This window comes from Flagellimonas profundi (assembly GCF_017313275.1).
GTDB lineage: Bacteria > Bacteroidota > Bacteroidia > Flavobacteriales > Flavobacteriaceae > Flagellimonas > Flagellimonas profundi.
On the sequence record NZ_JAFLNM010000004.1, the window covers coordinates 287,772 to 310,290 of the forward strand.

General features: G+C 41.5%; 22 protein-coding genes and 1 pseudogene. 12 read left to right on the forward strand and 11 right to left on the reverse strand.

From position 1 onward, the window contains the following. Positions 1–3: 3 nt before the first annotated feature. Positions 4–1,143 (reverse strand): Mrp/NBP35 family ATP-binding protein, encoded by a 1,140-nt coding sequence (locus tag J0654_RS16425; RefSeq protein WP_207030205.1) that lies wholly within the window; start codon positions 1,141–1,143, stop codon positions 4–6. 322 nt (positions 1,144–1,465) lie between these two features. Here J0654_RS16425 and J0654_RS16430 point away from each other — a divergent pair, with 322 nt between their 5' ends. Next, complete coding sequence (locus tag J0654_RS16430) at positions 1,466–3,028, forward strand: amidase (protein ID WP_313784005.1); 1,563 nt, start codon at positions 1,466–1,468, stop codon at positions 3,026–3,028. Here J0654_RS16430 and J0654_RS16435 read toward each other — a convergent pair whose 3' ends face one another. From J0654_RS16435 to trmB, 3 genes are read right to left on the reverse strand one after another with little or no spacing between them, the layout of a single operon-like run. After that, positions 3,029–3,352 (reverse strand): MGMT family protein, encoded by a 324-nt coding sequence (locus tag J0654_RS16435; protein ID WP_207030207.1) that lies wholly within the window; start codon positions 3,350–3,352, stop codon positions 3,029–3,031. 1 nt (position 3,353) lies between these two features. After that, positions 3,354–3,989 carry a LysE family transporter gene (locus tag J0654_RS16440; protein ID WP_207030208.1) on the reverse strand — a complete coding sequence of 212 codons (636 nt, stop codon included), beginning with the start codon at positions 3,987–3,989 and terminating at the stop codon, positions 3,354–3,356. Positions 3,990–3,992: 3 nt separating this feature from the next. Then, positions 3,993–4,661, reverse strand: a complete 669-nt coding sequence (gene trmB, locus J0654_RS16445) for a tRNA (guanosine(46)-N7)-methyltransferase TrmB (RefSeq protein WP_207030209.1) — start codon at positions 4,659–4,661, stop codon at positions 3,993–3,995. 86 nt (positions 4,662–4,747) lie between these two features. Between trmB and J0654_RS18430 the strand changes: the two are divergent. Beyond that, positions 4,748–4,864 (forward strand): annotated as a pseudogene (locus J0654_RS18430) (glycosyltransferase); the annotation flags it as partial. Positions 4,865–4,959: 95 nt separating this feature from the next. On the opposite strand, the gene J0654_RS16450 reads toward J0654_RS18430, so the two are convergent. Both J0654_RS16450 and J0654_RS16455 read right to left on the reverse strand, forming a co-directional pair. Further along, positions 4,960–6,063, reverse strand: a complete 1,104-nt coding sequence (locus J0654_RS16450; protein ID WP_237686033.1) for a sensor histidine kinase — start codon at positions 6,061–6,063, stop codon at positions 4,960–4,962. Then, on the reverse strand, positions 6,063–6,749 hold the full coding sequence (locus J0654_RS16455) for a response regulator transcription factor (RefSeq protein ID WP_207030210.1): 687 nt from the start codon (positions 6,747–6,749) through the stop codon (positions 6,063–6,065). The genes J0654_RS16450 and J0654_RS16455 overlap by 1 nt, the downstream gene beginning before the upstream one ends. A gap of 186 nt (positions 6,750–6,935) precedes the next feature. Here J0654_RS16455 and J0654_RS16460 point away from each other — a divergent pair, with 186 nt between their 5' ends. From J0654_RS16460 to J0654_RS16485, 6 genes are all read left to right on the forward strand, one after another. Next, positions 6,936–9,761 carry a TonB-dependent receptor gene (locus tag J0654_RS16460; RefSeq protein ID WP_237686034.1) on the forward strand — a complete coding sequence of 942 codons (2,826 nt, stop codon included), beginning with the start codon at positions 6,936–6,938 and terminating at the stop codon, positions 9,759–9,761. 21 nt (positions 9,762–9,782) lie between these two features. Further along, complete coding sequence (locus tag J0654_RS16465; RefSeq protein WP_207030211.1) at positions 9,783–10,985, forward strand: multidrug transporter; 1,203 nt, start codon at positions 9,783–9,785, stop codon at positions 10,983–10,985. A 152-nt stretch (positions 10,986–11,137) separates the two neighbouring features. After that, positions 11,138–11,449, forward strand: coding sequence for a T9SS type A sorting domain-containing protein (locus tag J0654_RS16470; protein WP_207030212.1), 312 nt, complete (start codon positions 11,138–11,140; stop codon positions 11,447–11,449). A gap of 146 nt (positions 11,450–11,595) precedes the next feature. Then, complete coding sequence (locus tag J0654_RS16475) at positions 11,596–11,919, forward strand: T9SS type A sorting domain-containing protein (protein ID WP_207030213.1); 324 nt, start codon at positions 11,596–11,598, stop codon at positions 11,917–11,919. 73 nt (positions 11,920–11,992) lie between these two features. After that, on the forward strand, positions 11,993–12,979 hold the full coding sequence (locus J0654_RS16480) for a LuxE/PaaK family acyltransferase (protein ID WP_207030214.1): 987 nt from the start codon (positions 11,993–11,995) through the stop codon (positions 12,977–12,979). Between the two features lie 120 nt (positions 12,980–13,099). Then, entirely contained in the window at positions 13,100–13,645 is a 546-nt protein-coding gene (locus J0654_RS16485; RefSeq protein ID WP_207030215.1) for a quercetin 2,3-dioxygenase, read from the forward strand. Between the two features lie 37 nt (positions 13,646–13,682). Here J0654_RS16485 and tyrS read toward each other — a convergent pair whose 3' ends face one another. Beyond that, positions 13,683–14,978: a tyrosine--tRNA ligase gene (gene tyrS, locus J0654_RS16490; protein ID WP_207030216.1), complete on the reverse strand. Its 1,296-nt coding sequence runs from the start codon at positions 14,976–14,978 to the stop codon at positions 13,683–13,685. An 85-nt stretch (positions 14,979–15,063) separates the two neighbouring features. Between tyrS and J0654_RS16495 the strand changes: the two genes are divergently transcribed. After that, complete coding sequence (locus J0654_RS16495) at positions 15,064–16,068, forward strand: NAD-dependent epimerase/dehydratase family protein (protein ID WP_207030217.1); 1,005 nt, start codon at positions 15,064–15,066, stop codon at positions 16,066–16,068. On the opposite strand, the gene J0654_RS16500 is transcribed toward J0654_RS16495, so the two are convergent. Genes J0654_RS16500 through J0654_RS16510 form a run of 3 tightly spaced genes read right to left on the reverse strand, consistent with a single transcriptional unit; the run spans position 16,052 to position 18,564 of the window. Then, positions 16,052–16,495: a DUF4296 domain-containing protein gene (locus J0654_RS16500; protein ID WP_207030218.1), complete on the reverse strand. Its 444-nt coding sequence runs from the start codon at positions 16,493–16,495 to the stop codon at positions 16,052–16,054. The two genes, J0654_RS16495 and J0654_RS16500, sit on opposite strands and share 17 nt — an antisense overlap. A 3-nt stretch (positions 16,496–16,498) precedes the next feature. Continuing rightward, on the reverse strand, positions 16,499–17,833 hold the full coding sequence (locus tag J0654_RS16505; RefSeq protein WP_207030219.1) for a dihydroorotase: 1,335 nt from the start codon (positions 17,831–17,833) through the stop codon (positions 16,499–16,501). 2 nt (positions 17,834–17,835) lie between these two features. Next, positions 17,836–18,564 (reverse strand): polyprenol monophosphomannose synthase, encoded by a 729-nt coding sequence (locus J0654_RS16510; RefSeq protein WP_207030220.1) that lies wholly within the window; start codon positions 18,562–18,564, stop codon positions 17,836–17,838. Positions 18,565–18,685: 121 nt separating this feature from the next. On the opposite strand from J0654_RS16510, the gene J0654_RS16515 reads away from it, so the two are divergent. The 3 genes from J0654_RS16515 to J0654_RS16525 are packed head-to-tail and all read left to right on the forward strand — an operon-like array spanning position 18,686 to position 21,747. After that, on the forward strand, positions 18,686–20,341 hold the full coding sequence (locus tag J0654_RS16515) for a glycosyltransferase family 39 protein (RefSeq protein WP_207030221.1): 1,656 nt from the start codon (positions 18,686–18,688) through the stop codon (positions 20,339–20,341). Further along, positions 20,341–20,997 carry a DUF4271 domain-containing protein gene (locus J0654_RS16520; protein ID WP_207030222.1) on the forward strand — a complete coding sequence of 219 codons (657 nt, stop codon included), beginning with the start codon at positions 20,341–20,343 and terminating at the stop codon, positions 20,995–20,997. Before J0654_RS16515 ends, J0654_RS16520 begins: the two co-directional genes overlap by 1 nt. A 6-nt stretch (positions 20,998–21,003) precedes the next feature. After that, positions 21,004–21,747, forward strand: coding sequence for a uroporphyrinogen-III synthase (locus tag J0654_RS16525; RefSeq protein ID WP_207030223.1), 744 nt, complete (start codon positions 21,004–21,006; stop codon positions 21,745–21,747). A gap of 59 nt (positions 21,748–21,806) precedes the next feature. On the opposite strand, the gene J0654_RS16530 is transcribed toward J0654_RS16525, so the two are convergent. Further along, the coding region (locus tag J0654_RS16530; protein WP_207030224.1) for a phosphoenolpyruvate carboxykinase (ATP) at positions 21,807–22,519 on the reverse strand (713 nt) is incomplete at its 5' end.

Consider the following 22,519-nt stretch of genomic DNA (forward strand, 5'->3'; position numbering starts at 1 on the left):
TGCTCATTTCTTTTTAACAGCGGAACAACCAGCCATTGTTGTAATTTTTATTGCTTCGGTCGGGGGAAGATCTGTATTTCTTCTGACCAACTCCTGGACCACATTTTTAGTAAGCTCTTCAAAAGCCTCCTCGGTAGGGGTCGCTGTCTGCAGAGCAGCCGGTCTTCCTACATCACCTGCCTCCCTGATGCTCTGCACCAAAGGAATTTGTCCCAAAAATGGCACTTCCAGGTCTTCGGACAGATTTCTTGCTCCGTTCTCACCGAAAATATAATACTTGTTGTCGGGTAACTCCGCAGGTGTAAAATACGCCATATTCTCCACGATTCCCAATACGGGCACGTTAATGGCTTCTTGCTGGAACATCGCAACTCCTTTTCTGGCATCGGCCAAAGCGATTTCCTGAGGGGTACTTACCACTACAGCACCTGTTACGGGCAGGGATTGCATAATGCTCAAATGGATATCACCTGTTCCTGGTGGCAAATCCAGCAAAAGAAAGTCCAATTCGCCCCAATGTGCATCAAAAATCATTTGGTTCAATGCTTTTGCTGCCATGGGCCCTCTCCAGATAACTGCTTGATTGGGTTCAGTAAAAAATCCTATGGAAAGTAACTTTACCCCATAGTTTTCGATGGGTTTCATCTTGGCCTTGCCATCTACGTTAATGGACAATGGCTTTTCCGTGGCCACATCGAACATTATTGGCATGGAAGGACCGTAAATGTCCGTATCCAAAAGCCCTACCTTAAAACCCATTTTGGCCAAGGTGACTGCCAAGTTCGCTGTTACTGTAGACTTACCCACGCCACCTTTACCGGAGGCAACAGCTATAATATTTTGAATTCCGGGAATCGGGTTCCCTTTTATTTGGTTCACTTTAGGTTTTTCGGGAGCATCAACCTTTAGGTTGACCTTTATTTTGGCTTTCTCGTATACTTCTCTGTGAATACACTTCAATATCTCTACCTCGGTCTTCTTTTTGGCCTGAAGACTGGGGTTTTTGATGGTAACATCCACTTCGACCTCATCACCGAAAACCTGAACATTGGTCACTGCACCGCTCTCTACCAAGTTTTGGCCTTCACCGGGTGCGGAAATTTTTTCCAATGCTTTAAGAATATCTGTCTTTTTCAACTTCATGAAACAATTTTTTTTAAACCAATTGTTTGAACTGGTTCTAAACTACAAAGATACGGTGTTGGCGTTAGATTAAGAAGTTGTACTGCTGAATTTCAAAAAAATCACATATTCAATTGTGGGGAATGGAATAAATATCCCTATCGCACACAAAACCGAGGGATTATTGTGCTCTTTTTTTAAAAAAATGTAGATTAGAAGCTGCTATTTGAAATTATCAACCAACATGCTGTCAAAAACCAGAATCCCCCACCTTGTTCTATTGTTTATTTCGTTAACATGGCTCTCGTGTTCTACCCATAAAAACTCCTTTACAAAGCGGGATGTGAAAAAGTCGGAAAAATTGATCGGCCTTCATTTCGCCAATAAAGACATTGATACCCTTTATCCCTATTTAAAAAGAAACCGCAGCGGGTTCGATTCATTGCGAAAATATCCCATAGGCAACGATGTTTTCCCGGCTGTCCGTTTTGACCCGACCCCGTTTGGCTTTACCATGCCCGAGCAACAAAATGGTACGGAATGGGGCATTCCAGATAATGTGGAAGTCCCCGAACCTTACGACTTGTTGGCATTTTACACGATTCCCCAGCTGGCATCACTCATAAAAAACCAAAAAATAACTTCTACAGAGCTGACAAAATTTTTCCTGGCCCGACTCAAAAAATATCAACCTGAACTGCAATGCAGCATCACCATTACCGATAGTTTGGCATTGCAACAGGCTAAGCGAGCAGACGAAGAAATCAAAAATGGAACATACCGAGGTATTCTTCACGGCATTCCCTACGGCACCAAAGATTTGATGGCGGTTCCAGGGTATCCCACCACATGGGGAGCTGCTCCATACAGGGATCAAGTCATCAACGAAACGGCAACCGTTGTTAAAAAGTTGGAGGATGCCGGTGCCATTTTGGTTGCCAAATTGGTATCTGGCGCTTTGGCCCGTGGTGATGTATGGTTCAATGGAAAAACCAAAAATCCCTGGGACACCACGCAAGGGGCCAGTGGTTCCTCGGCAGGATCTGGTTCAGCAACTTCGGCAGGACTTGTACCGTTCGCTTTGGGAACGGAAACCTTGGGTTCCATCACTTCTCCGAGTACAAGAAACGGAGTTACAGGACTTCGACCAACCTACGGAAGGGTGAGTCGGCATGGTGTAATGAGCTTGAGCTGGTCGATGGATAAAGTTGGACCATTGGCACGAAATGCAGAGGATTGTGCCATTGTTTTTGAGGCCATTCAAGGAAAAGATAAAAATGACCTGACCACCGTTGACCTTCCTTTTGGGATGAACTGGAAGAAGGACATTAAAAACTTAAGAGTAGCTTATTTGAAAAAGGACATTGAAGAGGATACCACGGAAACAGGAGACAATCTTAGAAAAGCCATTAAATCACTGAAAGAAATAGGTATTGAACCAACTGCGGTGGAAATGCCCAAAGAAGTACCTTATCGGGGATTTGACATTATTTTAAGAGCCGAAGCAGGAGCCTTTTTCGATGAACTGGTCCGTTCGGGAGGTGTGGATGTAATGGTAGAACAAGATCAACGCTCCCGGGCCAATTCCCTAAGGCAAAGTAGATTTATTCCCGCGGTGGAATATATCCAAGCGAACAGACAACGACAGGTCCTTATCCAAAAAATGCAGGATCTGATGAAGAATTACGATGTCTTGATCTCGCCCACTTTCGGGAACGATCAACTTTTGGCCACGAATTTAACAGGCCATCCCGTAATTGCGGTTCCTACGGGATTGGATGACGAAAACCATCCAACAAGCATGACGTTTGTAGGCAATCTGTACGATGAGGAAAGTATATTGTTATTGGCTAAAGCTTTTCAGGACAACACCTCTTTTGACGAATTACACCCACCAGGGTATTGATCAAAGCTCTGTGGCAGGGTCCCAAAAATATTTCTGAAAGTCGACAATTTGATTGTCCTTGACCGGAATGCCTTCATTTTCAAGAAGCTGTTGCATAATATTGCTTCCATCAAAATGATGCTTGCCGGTTAAGACCCCAACCCGGTTGACCACCCGATGTGCGGGAACATCCTTTGCCAAGGAGTTATTCATGGCCCAACCAACCATTCGAGCACTACGGGCCGCACCCAGATATTTGGCTATTGCCCCGTAAGAAGTAACTCTTCCGAAAGGAATTTGTCTGGCTACTTCGTAGACCTTGTCAAAGAAGTTATTTTCTTCCATGCTAGCGATACATAATTCGAATCAACGTAATAATGAGCAACAAGAGCATCAAAGCACTCAAAATATAATTGGAGTTCTTGGAAAAACGGTTGGTCTTGGTCTCCATCTTATCAAAATAAAAGGTATATAAATACAAGACCGCAAAGGTACCGGCTCCCGCTGCCACCACAAAGGTTGTGATGTCCTTAGCCTCAAATTTGATCCAACCCGCTTCGTTCCACATGGCATTCAGACCGCTATAATACGGAATGGTCAATAAATTGAGCGCGGCCAGCAAAACCCCTTTAAAAAAACTGTTCTTTTTACTCAGGTTGACCTCTTTTAGGGCCTTGGCCTTGAGTTTGTTCCGCTTTGCCAGCACAAAAAAGTAGATGGCAAAAAAGGCAAACACGGCCACCGCAATTTTGAACAATATGTCGATCACTTCGGGATTGCGGTACAAAAATTTGGAAATGTAGACCGCTATGTATGCCTGCACCATTATGGTGCTGGACACCCCCAAGCTAAAAATAACCCCATTCAATTTCCCTTTTTCCACACTTACCTTGGCCGCATTCATATTCAGCAACCCAGGAGGTACGGTAGCCATAAATGCTGCCGAAAATGTAGCAAAAAAGAGAATGAGTACGTGGGTCATTGGTTAGTTGATCCTAAATTGGATGTAGGTTATTGGTTTTCCTTTTTCAAGATACTGATTTTCGTAGAAAGTCTGAATTTCGAGAACTTCGGGAGGAGCTCCCTCGTTTTTGTACACATCGTGATTGGCATACAAAATTTCGTGTCCCAAACCTTGTAAAAGCCCAAGCGTATAGCCATGCATATACTCGCTATCGGTCTTAAGGTGGATTAGACCTCCGGGTTTAAGAACCTTTTTATATCGTTCCAAAAACACGGGGTTCGTCATACGGTGTTTGGTCCGCTTGTATTTTATCTGTGGATCGGGAAATGTAATCCAGATTTCGCTTACTTCTCCTTCACCAAAAAGATGATCGACCAACTCTATTTGGGTGCGCAAAAATGCCACGTTGTCCAATTTTTCCTCCAAAGCGGTTTTTGCTCCCCTCCAAAACCTAGCTCCTTTTATATCGATTCCAATATGGTTTTTGTTCGGATTTATTCGGGCAAGCCCAACAGTATATTCGCCCTTGCCACAGCCCAATTCCAATACTATGGGATTGTCATTCCCGAAAAAAGAGGCCCATTTGCCTTTATACTTGAATCCTTCCAAAACTTCTTCCCGTGTGGGCTGTACCACATTGGCGAATGTTTCGTTCTCCTTGAACCTTTTAAGCTTGTTCTTACTTCCCACTTTCGAATTGAATTGAGCAAAAAAATTAATGATTTGGCAAAACTAAGGAAATCTAAAAGCAAATGGCATTTTGTTTTTTTGTTGTTATGAATTCTTCAAAACGTGTTCTGGTCGCCCCATTGAACTGGGGACTGGGACATGCTACTAGGTGCGTACCTATAATTCATGAATTAATACAGCACGGCCTTCAACCTTATTTGGCTAAAAAAATGCAGAAACAGGGCCTTGTACCCTACAGCAAGCAGGAAGAATTTAAATTATCGGATTTATCCCGAACCATGGATTTTGATGGATTGACTCAATTTGATTCGATCGTGGATTTTTCTTCCTTGTTCGAGCTTTTCTCCGAAACTGGTGGATTAGCGGCTTTTTCCAAGGTAAAAGAAAACTCGGAACCTACATCCACTTCGCTCTCCACATAGATTTTTTCACCATGGGCCTCCACAATGTGTTTTACAATGGAAAGTCCTAGGCCAGAACCTCCTTCGGTACGGCTCCCACTTTGGTCCACACGATAAAAACGTTCAAAAAGTCTTGGGATGTGCTGTTTTGGAATTCCTCCACCGTTATCCGTAACCCGAACAATAACCTTGTTTTTGATCAAATTCTCCACACTTACCTCGGTAGTTCCTTTTGGCAACCCGTATTTAATGGAGTTCACTAGCAGATTACTGATGACCTGCTGTATTTTATCCTTGTCTCCATTTACATAAATGGGCTCGGGATATTCCATATCAAAGGTTAGGGATATCTCCTTCCGCGCCGCTTTCATTTCCAAAAGATCGAAGGTGTTTTGGATGAGTTCGATGATATCAAAATCCTCGCGTTCCAATTTTAGTTCACCTGCTTCCAATTTTGTGATCAGGTCGAGGTCCTTCACAATGTAAATAAGCCGCTCCACCCCTTTATTTGCCCGTTGGAGGTATTTTTTACGAAGTTTTTTGTCCTTCATGGCACCATCCAAAAGCGTCAAAATATAACCTTGTACGGTAAAAAGTGGCGTTTTCAGCTCATGGGAGACGTTTCCAAGAAAATCCTTTCTGTATTCTTCCCGGATCTTAAGGGTGTCTATCTCTATTTTCTTTCCCTCGGCAAATTTTTCAATCTCTTCCACCAAGGTCTTCATATCGGTGGTGACAGGTTTGGAGGAGAAGGATGATGATTCCAACAGGGATACATCATCATAAATACGTTTGATCCGCCGATATATGAAACGTTCCACCCGAATCTGTATGATGGCAAAACAAATGGCAAAACAAATGAGTGAAAAAAGTAGGGTGTGCGGCCAATCCAAATGGTCCGCATCCATATGAAATCCTACAAATACCGCGGTGATCAAAATGGTAATGACCAAAGAAGACCGTAGTGCAAATTTGTATGATTTCTTTAGTTTAATGGCCATTAGAGCACAAACTTATACCCCACGCCCTTAACGGTTTTAAAGTGGTGGTCTCCGATTTTTTCGCGCAATTTTCTAATATGGACGTCGATGGTACGGCCTCCAACAACAACCTCGTTGCCCCATACTTTATCCAAGATCACTTCGCGCTTAAAGACCTTGTTGGGCTTGGATGTTAATAGGGACAATAGTTCAAATTCCTTTCTGGGCAAAACCATCTCTTCACCATCGTTCACGATTTTATATTCTTCCCGATTAATTACGATGTCGCCCACTTTAACGATATCCTCAACTTCCTTCTTGTCATCTTTCAACCTTCTCAACAAAGCTTTTACCTTGCTCACCAAAACTTTGGGCTTAATAGGTTTGGTAATGTAATCGTCCGCTCCGGCATCAAATCCGGCGACTTGGGAATAGTCTTCTCCCCTTGCGGTTAAAAAAGTAATTATGATATTTTCCAGACCAGCTGTATTGCGAATTACTTCACAAGCTTCAATACCATCCATTTCCGGCATCATTACATCCATAATAATCAGATGCGGGTTTTTCTTTTTTGCCTTGGCCACGCCCTCTGCGCCATTTTTGGCGGTAAAGACCTCATAACCTTCTGAGGAAAGGTTATAGCTTAAAATTTCCAGAATATCAGGTTCATCGTCAACCAGTAGAATCTTAATGTCCTTGTTTTTCATTGGATGGTATTTCTGTGTTAATCGCCCAAATGTAAAGATAATACACTTACAGGTTATATGCTTAACATTGATTTAATCTAGTAACATTATTGTAACGGAATTGAAATAAACACTTAACATACGACTAACACGGCCTTTACAACCTACCTGTTTCTTTGCACCAAAATTAAACCTACAGAGTAGCGTATGAAAACATATTTAATATTGGCCTTTTCTTTTTTCACATTGATGCTATCTGCACAGCAGAGCGGTAGCGTTGTGGGAAAACTTACAGATAAGGAACTTAATGATGAACCCCTACCTTTTGCCAATGTTTTGATTAAAGGAACCACCATAGGAACCACCTCGGATTTCGATGGCCTTTTTCAGATTGCCGATGTTGAACCTGGGACCTATACTTTGGTATTCAGCTTCTTGGGGTATGAAACCTTAGAGATTCCAAATGTTGTGGTCGAGGCGGGAAAAGTAACCGAAATTAATGCAGGCCTTGGTGCCAGCAGTTTTGGATTGGAGGAGGTTGTTGTAACCACTTCAGCTAGCAAAGATTCAGAAATAGCCCTGCTAATACAGCAAAAGAACGCCTTGGTAATGCAAGAGGCCATCAGTGCAGAAGCGCTTACGCTTAAAGGCATTGATGATGCAGCTGCTGCAGTTGCTCAGATTTCGGGGATATCCAAGCAGCAAGGGTCTAGCAATGTTTATGTAAGAGGTTTGGGTGATCGCTACCAAAACACTACCATGAACGGATTGTCCTTACCATCCAACGATGTAAACAAAAAGAACATTAACTTGGACCTTTTCGGTTCCAGTATTATAGAAAATGTATCGGTAAGCAAAGCGTACAGTCCTACTTTTTATGGTGATTTTGCCGCTGGTAATGTAAATGTGGACTCCAAAGAATACACTGGCGATGGATACCTTGAGGTTTCCTTGGGCAGTGGAATCAACACCAATGCCGCAGGAGAAGAGTTTGTGAAAAGCGAAGGTGCCAGTGATTTTGGTTTCTATAATAGATATGACAACGATCCTTTCGCAGTCGTTTTATCCCATGGAGTGGACCCGGAATCGGCTTGGGAGCCCATTAATATTTCCGGAGCCATTGAGGGCGGGTATTCTTTCAATTTTAACGATGACGAATCAAGATTGAGCTTTTTTGGAGCTGCAAGTTTTTCCAATGGTTTTGAAATTTGGGAAGGACCTGCACGTGATTTTACCAATGTGCTTAAGATTGATTTCCCAAATGTACGCGAGTATGCCTACAAAACCACAACCACTGCTTTAGGGAACATTACCTACCGTATCAATGCAGAAAACAAGGTAAACTTTAACTCTCTATTTGTAAACAGTGCCGCAGACCGTGTTGGATATTACGGAATAAACGGACAGGGTACCAACAGGGATGCCATCTTGAACACGGATGAAGGTTTTTACGTGATGAACGTTCAGTTTAATCAAGATATGATTTTTGTGAACCAATTGACCGGTCAGCATATTTTTGATGAAAAATTGGCTTTTGATTGGGGTGTTGGTTTCAACAAGGTATTCTCCGATGAGCCGGACAGAAAAAGAATCACTTTAGAGAACTATCAATATGCACTGGACAATGACACTTCTACCAATCCTGTATTCTACACCAACATTCCTTTTGACAACCAAAGATTCTTCCAGAGTATCGAGGACGATGAATTGAACAGTTTTATGAACCTGGGTTATGAAGTCTCCGAAAAAGTAAAATTCAACTTTGGATACAACGGTAGAAGAAAAGAACGTAGGTTCAACAGTATCAGGTACGGTTACGATATCCAGGACAGGGACAACACTCCTATCACGGATGTCAATGACTTCAACTCCATTTTCCACTATACCAACATCAACATTCCTGATGGAGAAGGGCTTTGGAACACTATCGTACTTAACCCTATCAGCAACGAGATTGGAAACACCAACAGACCTGGTCTTCCTGAAAATACATACAAAGGGAACTTGAACATTCACGCATTATATGCAACGGCGGAGTTGGGCCTTACCGACAAGTTTAGCATTGTTCCAGGTTTGCGTGTGGAGTCTTACGGTCAAAAAGTAGTTTATGATGTAATCAACATCAACGCTACAGATCCTGGGTTCAGGGAAGTTTATGAAAACATCTTCTTGCCCAGTTTAAATGCCAAGTATTCCCTTACCGAAAACTCTAACCTGAGGGCTAGTTTCAGTAAAACGGCATCTTTTCCAGAATTCAAGGAAGCCGCGCCATTTGTTTACGAGTCCGTAACACAAAGAGTTGGTGGTAACCCGGACCTTTTGGGAGGTCTTGATGGAAACGGACCAACGTATTCGGATATCTATAACTACGACCTTAAATATGAGTGGTTCTTGGAAAGAGGTGAGATTATCTCTGTGGCCGCTTTTGCCAAAACCATCAAAGATCCGGTTAACCGAGTGGTTGCTGCAGATGCAACGGGTACACAACGTTATTTTAGAACAGGGGAACAAGCCGATGTATATGGAGTTGAGCTGGAATTGCGTAAAAATCTGCTAATGGATGCCGACGAAAATGCAATTCTATCTGCTGGACTTAACGCTGCTTATACCCATACCGAACAAGACTTAAGAGACATTCCGGCAGGATCCGAAAACACCTTTGGAACCTCTTTCGACAGGGATTCGGATGAACTTGAAGGCGCATCACCAGTTATAGTGAACGCCGACTTGAACTATAGCCCGGTATTCGGAAACTATCGACCAAAAGCTACGGTAGCTTTCTCTTATTTCTCTGACCGAATCTTCTCCTTGGGAGCAGGTAGCTTGGGGAACATAGTACAAAGAGCCGTACCTACATTGAATTTTGTGTGGCAGAATGCTATCGGAGAACACTTCGAAGCCAACCTTTCTGCAAAAAACATTTTAGATCCGGACATCTCCTTGGTTAGGGAAGGAACCGGAATCGGAGATGTTATCATACGTGAGTATAACCTTGGGGTTAACATTGGGCTAACCCTTAAATATAAATTTTAATTCTTTTTAAATTTCTGACAAATGAAAAACAAGTTTTTATTTTTAGGTATAGCCGCCGCTTTGTTCATTGCTTGTGAAGCGGACGATACCTCTGATATTGTTATCAACGATAGCAGTGTTACAAACAATACCACCAACAACACAACCGGAGGTGGTGGAGAAGAAACAACAACTGTAAACCTTAGTGGTGTGTATACTTCAGATCTAGCTTTAGATCCAGACGTAGAGTATATTGTTACAGGACCAGTTCTTATTGCTGAAGGCGCTACATTGACCGTACCTGCGGGTATGACCGTAAAAGCAGAGCCTGTTGGTGTAAATGCATACATCGCAATTCAGCAAGGTGCAAGAATCGTTGCTAACGGTACTTCTGCCAATCCAATTGTATTTACTTCAAATGCAGCTTCTCCAAGTTCAGGAAACTGGGGTGGAATAGTTCTTTGTGGTAGAGCTCCCATCAACTCAACTGCCGATGGTTCTGTAGATACTGCAACTACAGAGGTTGGAGGTCTTTCTTACGGAGGTAACACTCCTGCAGACGATTCCGGTAGCCTTCAGTACGTTCGAATCGAGTACGCTGGTGGTGCCATCGATGGTAACGCCGAGTTGAACGGACTATCTGTTTACGCTGTTGGAACAGGAACCACTATAGATTATGTAGAGGTTTACGAAGGTTCCGACGACGGATTTGAATTCTTTGGTGGTACCGTAGAAGCAAGCCATTTGGTAGTGGTAAACTCTGAGGATGATTCCATTGACTGGACCGAAGGATTCAGAGGTGCCTTGACAGATGTTTATGTACAACACGGAACTAGCCACGACAAAGCTTTTGAATGTGATGGTTACAACACGGACTTCAGCAACGAAGGTGGTTATTACTCCGCTCCTACCGTAACCAACGTAACCATTGTTGGTGTAAACGATGGAACCAGTGAAGCGATCAGATTGAGAGCTGGAACTCAAGGAACTTTCACCAACATTGTTTTCAACGATTTCGATGAAGCGTTTGATTTGGATGGTGATGCTGGAGACAACCCAACGGGTCAAGGTGTATTGGACGACCTATTAAACGCTGTCGATGCAACATTCAACAATGTTACCACTAACATGAAGAACGATACCGGCTTTGTATTCGACGAAGCAGACTTTATTACCGGTGTTGGAAACGGAACTGGAACAGACATTGCTACTTGGGGAGCTGGTTGGACCATTGGTGTCAACTAAACCTCAAACCCAATAACTTTTAAGAGCCCCCGAAAACATCGGGGGCTTTTTTTTGCATTTCATCGAAAAGTAACCCCCTATTCGTCAAACGGTTCCATTTTCACATGGCAATTTTTATATATTTGTGGCATAGCCTTTGCAACCATTAACGCATGAAGCACTTTTACTTTGTCATCTTCTTTTTTGTCTGTACGCTTGGTTTTTCCCAGGAAAGCGCTAAGTCAAGTGCGGATATTGATGGGTTTAAGCTGTATCCCAATCCAGTTACCCAAGGCAAAGTATATATTGAGACCACCCTAAATGACCCAAAAAAAATTCTCGTTTTTGATGTATTGGGAACACAAGTGCTGCAAACCACTATTATTGGAAGGGAACTTAACCTTTCCGAACTGGACAAAGGTGTCTACATTCTAAGAGTATTTGAAAACAACAAAGTTGCCACTAGAAAACTCATTGTGAAGTAGTTCACTGCTTTTTTATTGTTTAACACCTATCTAAACAACAGCTTTTAACGGTTTACCTACATATTTAGTGTTTTCACAACATAATATGGTCAACTTACCCCTATTTATCTACTTTTATACTGCACATATGCCCCAAATCAGTATATATGAAGAAAATCTACTTTCTTTTACTTATGGCTTTACCACTATTTTCTTTCGGTCAAGACCTGGTTACAGTGAACAATGGGCCCGTGCAAGAGCTCAAAGGTTTTAAAATGTACCCTAACCCAGCTTATGGAAGTGAAGTATACATTACAACAGCATCCAACGGCACCAAAGAAATCAAAGTTTACGATGTATTTGGTGAAGTTGTACTGACCCAAAGAATTACAACCAATACCCTGGACATATCCAGATTGGTTCCAGGTGTTTATGTGCTTCAAGTAACAGAACGTAAAAAAACCATGACCCGAAAACTCGTGGTAAAATAAAAACACCCAACAATAATCTTTAAAGCCCTTTTTTAAGAAGGGCTTTTTTATTTTTGGGTACTTTTGAGCCCAAATGAAAGAGTTTGATACCCATCGGATTTTCACCATCGATAATGATGACGAATTTGACAATTTGGCATTGGAGGTTTTTAGGTTTCAATACGGAAACAACACGATTTACCGAGATTTTTGTGACTACCTGAAAAAATCGCCTGAAAATGTTTCCCATTATCTGGAAATTCCTTTTTTGCCCATATCATTTTTCAAGACACATAAGGTGGTATCGACCCAAAAAGAACCACATACCATTTTCACTAGCAGTGGAACTACTCAAAGTACTACCAGCAAACATTTTGTGCCTGACATTACATTGTACGAAGAAAGTTTTTTCAGAGCATTTCAACTATTCTACGGTAAACCAGAAGAATTTTGTGTCCTCGCCCTATTGCCCTCTTATTTGGAAAGAGAGGGTTCCTCTTTGATCTATATGGTAAACCACCTAATTGAACAATCGGAACACCCAAGTAGCGGATTTTATCTAAATAATTTGGATGAACTCCATAAAAAATTGCAAGAATTGGAGCATAAAGGCACTAAAACCCTGCTCATCGGGGTTTCCTTTGCTCTTTTGGACCTTGCAGAGCAATTCCCTACATCCTTAAAAAATACGATTGTTATGGAAACTGGAGGCATGAAGGGACGTCGGAAGGAATTGATTCGGGAAGAACTCCATCAAATCTTAAAAAAAGGATTTGGAGTGGACAAAATCCATTCGGAATATGGGATGACAGAGCTTCTATCCCAAGCCTACTCCAAAGGCGATGGAACTTTTCAAACACCACCCTGGATGAAAATAATCACACGCGACACCGAAGACCCTTTAACGGTTCAGCCCTACGGTAAAACGGGAGGAGTTAATGTTATTGATTTGGCAAACCTCTATTCTTGCTCATTTATTGCTACCCAAGATTTGGGCAAAACGTACCCCAATGAAACGTTTGAGGTACTCGGTCGTTTTGATGATTCGGATATTAGGGGATGTAATTTAATGGTGCTTTAGAATACAAAAAAGCTCCATTTACTTCCATTTACACAATAAACAATACCTTTTATATATAGTTAAATATCATCTTATCAGGGTTATGCGTAACTTATTTACGATAACCAAACAAACATATAAATGAATAGAAATGCATTTTTAAAAAGAAGTGCCCTCTCTGCAGCGGCACTTGCTTCATTGCCGGCATTTGCCCATTTTTCATCCAAAGAGGAGAAAGACGGTAACCCGCTCAGTCCAAAAATCGTAAGAAGCGGTGAAGGCAAAAAAGTGAATGTGATCGGAGATCAACAAACCTTTAAACTAACCAGTGAGGACACCAACGGCCTTTTTACACTAATAGAGGAAGTAAATCCACCAGGAACCATGATTCCGCCACATGTACACACCAATGAGGACGAAATCTTTAAAGTATTGGAAGGGGAACTGGAAGTAACCGTTGGGGATGAAACCACAATTTTAAAAGCAGGTGATTTGGCTTTTGCACCAAAAAATGTGCCCCATACATGGAAAGTTGTCGGGGACCAAGATTGCAAAACCATTCTGAGCGTATTCCCGGCCGGGTTGGAACTGATGTTCGAGGAATTGGGCAATTTGCCGCCCGGACCACCCGATTTTGCCAAAGTGACCGAAATTTGCGGTCGATACGGCATCTCTTTTTTAGCATAATAAAAAAGCCATCTTTAAAAGATGGCTTTTTTTATTTTTATTCAACTACTAAAACAAAGTAGTTCTTTTTGCCTCGTTGGAGTAGCACAAATTTATTGTTGATTAAATCTGAAGCTGTAATCAAGTAATCCTCTTTTACTTTTTCCTTGTTAACCGAAATGGAGTTTTGCTTCAATTCCCTTCTAGCTTCACCATTAGAGGCCAAAAAACCTGTTTTGGCAGCCAATGCACCAATCATATCCAGACCTGGTTCAAGTTCTTCTTTACCCACTGTAGCTTGTGGAACCCCATCAAAAACATCCAAAAATGTTTTTTCGTTCAGCTGTTTCAAGTCTTCAGAGGTCGATTTTCCAAAAAGAATGTTACTTGCCTTTATGGCATTATCCAAATCCTCTTGGGAATGCACCATTACGGTCACTTCTTCGGCCAGCTTCTTTTGAAGCGATCTCATATGAGGTGCTTCTTTATGTTCTGCCACTAAATTCTCAATCTCCTTTTTGCTCAAAAAAGTGAAAATTTTAATGTATTTCTCGGCATCCTCATCGGAAGTGTTCAACCAATATTGGTAGAACTTATAAGGTGATGTTCTTTCTGCATCCAACCAAACGTTGCCACCTTCGGTTTTTCCGAATTTGGTTCCATCGGCCTTCGTGATCAACGGACAGGTAAGGGCAAATCCCTTGCCTCCTCCTATTCTTCTAATTAGCTCGGTTCCGGTCGTTATATTTCCCCACTGATCACTACCCCCCATTTGCAGTGTGCAATCATGGTTTTGGTAGAGGTATAAAAAGTCGTAACCTTGAACCAACTGATAGGTGAATTCGGTAAAGGACATCCCCTCCTTAGCATCTGAAGAAAGGCGTTTTTTTACGGAGTCCTTTGCCATCATGTAGTTTACCGTAATATGCTTACCAACATCTCGAATAAATTCCAAGAACGAAAAGTTCTTCATCCAATCGTAGTTGTTCACCAAGACCGCGGCATTGGGCTCACCACTTTCAAAATCCAAAAAACGGCCCAATTGCTCTTTTAAGGCTTCTTCGTTATGGCGAAGGGTTTTCTCATCCAAGAGATTTCGTTCCGCCGACTTGCCAGATGGGTCACCGATCATTCCTGTGGCACCCCCCACTAAAGCATAGGGTTTGTGCCCGGCCAATTGAAAGTGTCTCAACATCATAACACCCACTAAATGGCCTATATGCAAAGAGTCTGCCGTTGGATCTATTCCCACATAAGCGGAACGCATTTCTTCCATTAAGTGTTCCTCGGCTCCTGGCATTACATCGTGTACCATTCCCCTCCATTGCAATTCTTCAACAAAATTCTTTGTCATGATCAGTTTTTTGGAATAGCTGCAAATATAAAATGAAGTTCGCATTTCGCTCAATTTTTACAGCACAAATAGGTACTTTTACCTTATGATTTTGGTTACAGGAGGTACTGGATTGATCGGTTCCCACTTACTTTTCCATTTAATCAACAATGGGAACCGGGTACGAAGCAACTATAGAACGGAAGAATCCATAGACAAGGTTCGCAAAGTATTTGGCTACTATACAGACAATCCCTCAACTTTAATTGAACAAATTGATTGGGTAAAGGCAGACATTACCGATTTGGGAGGATTGGAATCCCTTTTTGATGGTGTTGATCAAGTTTACCACTGTGCTGCTTTGATTTCTTTTGATCCCAAAGATTTTAAAACTTTGGAGCGTACCAATGTGGAAGGCACGGCAAACGTGGTCAACCTATCCTTAAAAAATGGGGTTAAAAAACTCTGTTATGTGAGTTCTATTGCCGCGATCGGCCCAAGTACTCATGGAAAAGAAGTAACCGAAGAAAACGAGTGGAACCAAGCCAAAGCGTCTGTTTATGGGATTACTAAATATGATGCGGAACTTGAGGTCTGGCGAGGTTCCCAGGAAGGGCTCCCCATTGTAATTGTAAACCCTGGTGTGGTCATTGGACCTGGCTTTTGGAAATCGGGCAGCGGAACATTCTTCACTTACGCATCAAAAGAAAAAAAATATTATATACCTGGAGGAACCGGTTTTGTTACCATAAAAGATGTTATCGAGGCAATGACCGCCTTAATGGAGTCCAACATTAAAACGGAGCGATTTATTTTGGTCAATCAAAATATGACCTATGAAAAGTTATTTCAGAAAATTGCCCCCGAACTACATGTTTCCCCTCCGACCAAAGAGGTTTCCAAATTTATGATCGATTTTTTTTGGAGATGGGATTGGGTTCGGAGCAATGTGTTGGGCAAAAGACGAAAATTGTCCAAAGCTGTTGCCAAGGGCTTATATCATCAGGAAAAATATAGTAGCGACAAGATTAAATCGGAATTGGGTTTTTCATTTGGGGATATGGATGAATCCATTGCGTTTTGCTGCTCAAAGTTTATTGAAGAGATGTAGGTTTCTCGATTTTTTCGGCTCCTCTTGTTCCAGCTACCGAATCCTTTTTTCTCAAATTTGCTTCTCGGATGCTATCATTCCTTCTTTTCCCTCTCGCTTCAAGGGTATCCTTTTGTTCATTTAACCTATCCTCAACTTGCTCATAAATTGATTGGTATTCCAAAGGAATCGAGGCATAATACAGGTCACTTTCTGCAAATTGGGTGCTATCGATGTCATATTTTTTGTAAAGAAAATCCATTACATCTATGCCAGACTCCCTAAACTTGGTCCGTGCTCCGGATTTTGCAGCATTCAGTATGGCCAAATCGTGAAGAATCTCGGCCATCTTCTCTTTTGGGATAAGGTTTTCAGGTTCTTCTATCACCTTTTCGGCACAGGAAACCAATAATACCAACGCAAGCAAAAATATAACCGTATTTCTCATTCCTTATCGATTAAAGGTGAGTCGTTTTGCATTTTTCTCTTTACTAAATGTACCGTTTTCAAAAGCCAACAGCCCATTTACAAAAGTTCGTTTCACCTCTGAGTCAAAGGTAACACCTTCAAAAGGGGACCATCCACATTTATAGAAAATATTGGCTTTTTTAACCTCGTTTTTGGAATTTCGGTTTACCTGGACCAAGTCCGCATAATAACCTTCGCGAATAAACCCACGTCGGTCGATATCGAAAAGCTTTGCTGGGTTATGGCACATTTTTTCGACCATCTTTTCTAAACTGATAACGCCTTCCTTTTCTTTTTGAAGCATTGCCAATAGTGCGTGCTGTACCAACGGACCACCCGAAGGTGCCTTGGTATAGGGATTGTTTTTCTCCTCAAGGGTATGAGGCGCATGGTCGGTGGCAACAACATCAATTCGGTCATCCAAAAGCGCTTCCCAAAGTTTTTCTCTGTCTTCTTTTGATTTTACAGCAGGATTCCATTTGATCAACGTTCCTTTTTTTGCATAATCCTCATCGGAAAACCATAAATGGTGAATACAGACCTCAGCGGTAATCTTTTTTTCCTCCAAAGGAATTTCATTGGTGAACAAATCGGTTTCAATTCCTGTGGACAAATGAAAAACGTGCAGTCTAGCTCCTGTTTTTTTTGCGAGTGCTATGGCCTTTGAGGAAGAAAGGTAACAGGCTTCGGCGCTTCTGATAACAGGGTGAAGCTCTATGGGTATGTCATCTCCGTACATTTCTTTGTACTTGGCCAAATTAGCTCTTATGGTCCCTTCATCTTCACAATGCGCGGAAATGACCATATCGGTATTCTTAAAGATCTGTTCCAAGACTTTTTCATCATCGACCAACATATTTCCCGTGGAGGAACCCAAAAACAATTTAACCCCGGAACACGCATTTTTATCCAGTCGTTTCAATTCTTCCAAATTATCGTTGGTGCCTCCAAAAAGAAAGGAGTAATTGGCAAAGGAATCTTTTGCCGCTATAGCAAATTTATCCTCCAATTTCTTTATTGTAGTTGTTTGTGGGTTGGTGTTCGGTTGCTCCATAAAGGTGGTAATCCCTCCTGCCAAAGCGGCCCTGCTTTCAGTAGCAATGGTACCTTTATGGGTAAGTCCCGGCTCTCTAAAATGTACTTGGTCATCTATAATTCCGGGCAATAACAGGTCTCCTTCCAAATCAATGACAGTGGCATTTGCATCGGATATGTTAGGATCGATTCGGGAAATAAAGTCTCCTTCCAACAATACATCGGATTCAAAAATGCTGTTCTCGTTCACGATTTTGGCATTCTTCAACAGAATTTTTGACATAACTAAAAGTTCTTTTTAAAAAATATACTTCTAAACTTCATGGCTATCACCCCAAAAATGGCTTCCCTAATAATAGCTGAGTTCATTTTTGATTTTCCGTGCACCCTATCTGTAAAAATAATCGAAACCTCTTCTATCTTAAACTTTTTGAGATAGGCCCTGTATTTCATTTCTATCTGGAAGGCATAGCCAATAAAACGCACATTGTCCAAATTAATGGTCTCCAGTACTTTTCTCTTGTAGCAGACAAAACCCGCCGTGGGGTCATGGACTTTCATTCCAGTAATCAACTTTACATAAAACGAAGCCCCATAAGAAAGTAGGATTCTGGCCAAAGGCCAGTTGACGACGTTCACACCCTTTTTGTAACGCGAACCAACGGCAACATCCGCACCATTTAGGCAAGCTCTGTGCAACCTTGAAAGATCCGCTGGCCGGTGCGAAAAATCAGCATCCATTTCAAAAATATAATCATAGCCATTTTTTAAAGCCCATTTAAAGCCATGGATGTAGGCGGTTCCCAAGCCTGATTTTTCTTTACGGACCTCTAAAAAAAGTCGCTCTGGAAACTCCTTTTGAAGTGTTCTTACACAATCCGCGGTTCCATCCGGAGAATTATCATCTACCACCAGCACATGAAAATCCTTTTTTAAATCAAAAACAGCCTTAACAATGGCCTCAATGTTTTCAATTTCATTGAATGTGGGTATAATGACCAAGCCGTCTGCCATTCGCACTAGATTAGAATGGCAAAAATACGGTTTTCTTGTTTGCCTTCACAAGTTCCGGTTAATAAGCTGATTTGGTACTGGTCCAATATTTGTAACTTTGTCCATCTAAAATCACTTTTTGATGTCTCAAAAGTTTCCTAGGCTTTTCTTTATTCTCTTAGCGGTTCTTTTTGCACTCAACCTTTTACAGGCCTCCTTTACAGAGCTTATTTATGATGAAGCTTATTATTGGTACTATGCCCAAGATATGGCCTGGGGATATTTTGACCATCCACCAATGGTGGCATTTTTGATCAAGCTCAGCAGTCTTCTTTTTAATGGCGAACTGGGCGTAAGGTTGATGAGCACACTTCTCTCGGCCGGAACTTATGTTTTACTGTGGTTGTTGATCGACAATCCAAAGAAAAAAGACTATGTCGTCCATTTTTTCTTGTTGGTATTCTCGTTCACCTTAATGAATGCTTATGGGTTTTTAACCCTTCCCGATACCGCTTTGTTGTTTTTCACGGCATTGTTCCTATGGCTGTACAAATGCTTTTTAAAGGATGAAGGTATAATCACAACGATTGGCCTTGGACTGGTCATGGCTGCTTTAATGTACAGCAAGTACCACGCAGTACTGGTAATCCTGTTCGTTTTCCTATCCAACTATAAGCTTATTTTTAATAAAAAGGCATGGTTGGCGGTAATTTTGGCTGTGATGTGCTACACGCCCCATTTTGTGTGGCTCTACCAAAACGACTTTGTATCCATTACATTCCATTTGTACGAGCGTCCTAACCAAGCCTACAAGTTTGATGAGTTTACACTTGGTTTTTTCTTGAACAATATTGTGATCATAGGTCTTTTGTTTTACTGGGTTTATGGTGCCTTTTTTAAATTCAAAACAACCGATAAGTTCTCAAAAGCATTGATTTATTTGGTTTACGGAATATTGATCTTCTTTTTTATCTCCAGCTTTAACCGTAGGGTCCAAGCACAATGGACCATTGCCATTTCCATTCCATTGGCCATAATCGCATTCAATCACCTTTTACAAAATGCATCCAGTAGAAAATGGATGTACCGCATTGGCCTAGTAAGTTTAGTACTTTTAATGTACGCTAGGGCATGGATGATTTATCAACCCTTGTTCCCCATGTTCTTCGAAACCCATGGCAACAGGGAATGGACGGAAGAGCTTAAAACAAAGTCTGGCGGCATCCCTGTTATTTTTGAGAATTCCTACAGACGCTCTTCCATGTATGAGTTTTACTCCGGGGTACCTGCCATATCCCTGAACAACTTCATGTACCGTAAAAACCAATATTCCATTGATGGTTCGGAAGAGCGGGTGCGCGGCGAAAAGGTTTTGTACGTTTCCCAATACAGGAAAAGTGGCGACATCTCTTATATGCATATGGACAGCACTGTATTCCATGGTATTTATATCGATGATTTTCAATCTTACCGCAAATTAGAGTGCATTGTGGAAAAACCGGAAACGGGCATTAAGCATTCATTAAAAGTGTACAATCCATATCCGTTCGATATACCCTTAGAGCAATTAAAATACACTATTTCTTATTCCAACGAGCACAAGCAAGTTAAACAAATGCGTTCGTTAAAGGTGGAGAATACTGCACCTCAACAATCTTTATTAAAGTCAAAAGATACCATAAGCTACAATTTTGAACTGCCCCTATCCACTATGGAAAATCCATCGTACTTTAGAATAGGGATTTCTGAAAATAATTTACCTCCGGGATTAAACGGAAAACCAATTAAAATCGAGTAATGGACCCTATTGAAAAAACGATCACTTCCTTGGATTGGATGACAATTACGTTGTTCCTGGGCTTGGTTGTTTTAGCGCTGGGAAAATATCTTTTTCACAAGAAATTTTTAAACTTTATCATTTTGCCTTTTAATGATAAATACATCCTGCTCCATAATAAAAAAGGGCAGTTTTCCCATTGGTTCCACCTCCTGTTAACACTTTTTCAACTAATCAATCTCTCTCTTTTCATTTTCTTGGTTGTTCAGGTCTTTGAGATAATTCCAAATGACAAATCAGTCCTCAGCTATTTTATTGTTTTGGGGTTTTTGGCATTGTTCGAGCTGGTAAAATTCTTGCTGCAGATGTTCACAGGCTTTGTTTTTGACAACACGAGCCTCATTGGCGGATTTATTTTCAGCAAAATTTCTTATCTCAACTATAGCAGTATAATTATTTCAATTGCCAACATTTTATTGATTTACATCACAACAGATTCAAAAACAACAATATATGTAGCTTTAATCCTTGTTTTTATCATAAATGGCATTGGTCTTGCAAAGCTGCTGAAGAACCATCAAAAAGCACTGTTCCCGTATTTTATGTATTTTATTTTGTACCTTTGCACACTCGAAATTGCGCCCTTGGTGTTAATTGGAAGCTATTTAAAAGGTTGATAACTTATGAAAGTAAAAACAATTTTGGTTTCCCAACCAGAACCCAAAGTCGAAAACTCACCCTACTCAAGACTGATTGAAAAAGAAAAGGTTAAAGTTGATTTTATCCCTTTCATCCATGTAGAAGGGGTAGAGGCCAAAGATGTTAGGCAGCAAAAAATCGACTTGAACAACTTCACAGCAATCATCCTGACCAGTAGAAATGCTGTGGACCATTTCTTTAGAATTGCTGAAGAAATGCGTTTCAAAGTTCCGGATTCCATGAAATATTTTTGTCAGTCGGAGGCCGTAGCCTACTATCTGCAGAAATATGTGGTATACAGAAAAAGAAAAATTTACGTTGGTAAAAGGACTTTTAACGAGTTGACTCCCCTGATCAAAAAGTACAAGGATGAAAAATTCCTACTGCCATCCTCTGATTCATTGAAACCTGTGGTTCCTCAATTATTGGATGAAGTTGGAGTAAATTGGACTCGTGGCATCTTTTACAAAACGGTGATCAGTGACCTTTCCGACCTACGGAATGTGTATTATGATATTTTGGTATTCTTTAGCCCTTCCGGTATTGAATCCCTTATGAAAAACTTCCCCGATTTTGAACAGAACAATACCAGAATCGCTGTTTTTGGCAACAGTACCGTTAAAGCAGCGACCAATGCAGGTCTAAGAATAGATATTCAGGCTCCAACGCCCGAAACTCCATCCATGACCATGGCATTGCAGAAATACATTACCAGCGTTAACAAATAAAAGCGAACTGGTTATTCAAAAAATAAAAAGCCCCGTCAGTCGACGGGGCTTTTACTTTTCTAGAAAGCATACCGTTGTGGTCCGCCCCTTCGGATCTCCTCGCTGGCGTACGACTCAAACTTTTTAAAATTTTCCCTGAAAGCATTGGTAAGCTTAAAGGCGGTTTTGTAATAGGCATCGTCGTTGTTCCATGTTGCCCTGGGACTGAGCACTTTTGTTGGAACGCCCGGACATTCCCTTGGCTGGGCCACGCCGAATACCGAATGGATATGGTACTTCTCGTAATTGTACAACCCTAATTCCCCACTAAGCGCGGCACTGATCATGGCACGGGTGTATTTTAACTTCATACGGGTACCTACTCCGTAAGGCCCTCCGGTCCATCCAGTGTTCACCAACCAAACATCCACACCGGATTCCTTCATCTTACGGCTCAGCATCTCGGCATATTTTGTTGGGTGCAGCGGCATGAACGGAGCCCCAAAACAGGCCGAAAATGACGGTTGTGGTTCTACAACGCCAGCTTCTGTCCCCGCCACCTTAGCGGTATAGCCCGATATAAAATGATAAGCTGCCTGGGCCGGTGTCAATTTGGATATGGGAGGCAATACCCCAAAGGCATCTGCGGTAAGGAAAAAAATGTTCTTTACGTTCTCACCTATGGATGGCTGCTGTATGTTCTCTATATGATGAATCGGGTAACTTACCCTGGTATTCTGTGTAATGGAGGTGTCGCTGAAATCCACAACCCCGTTTTCGTCCATGACCACAT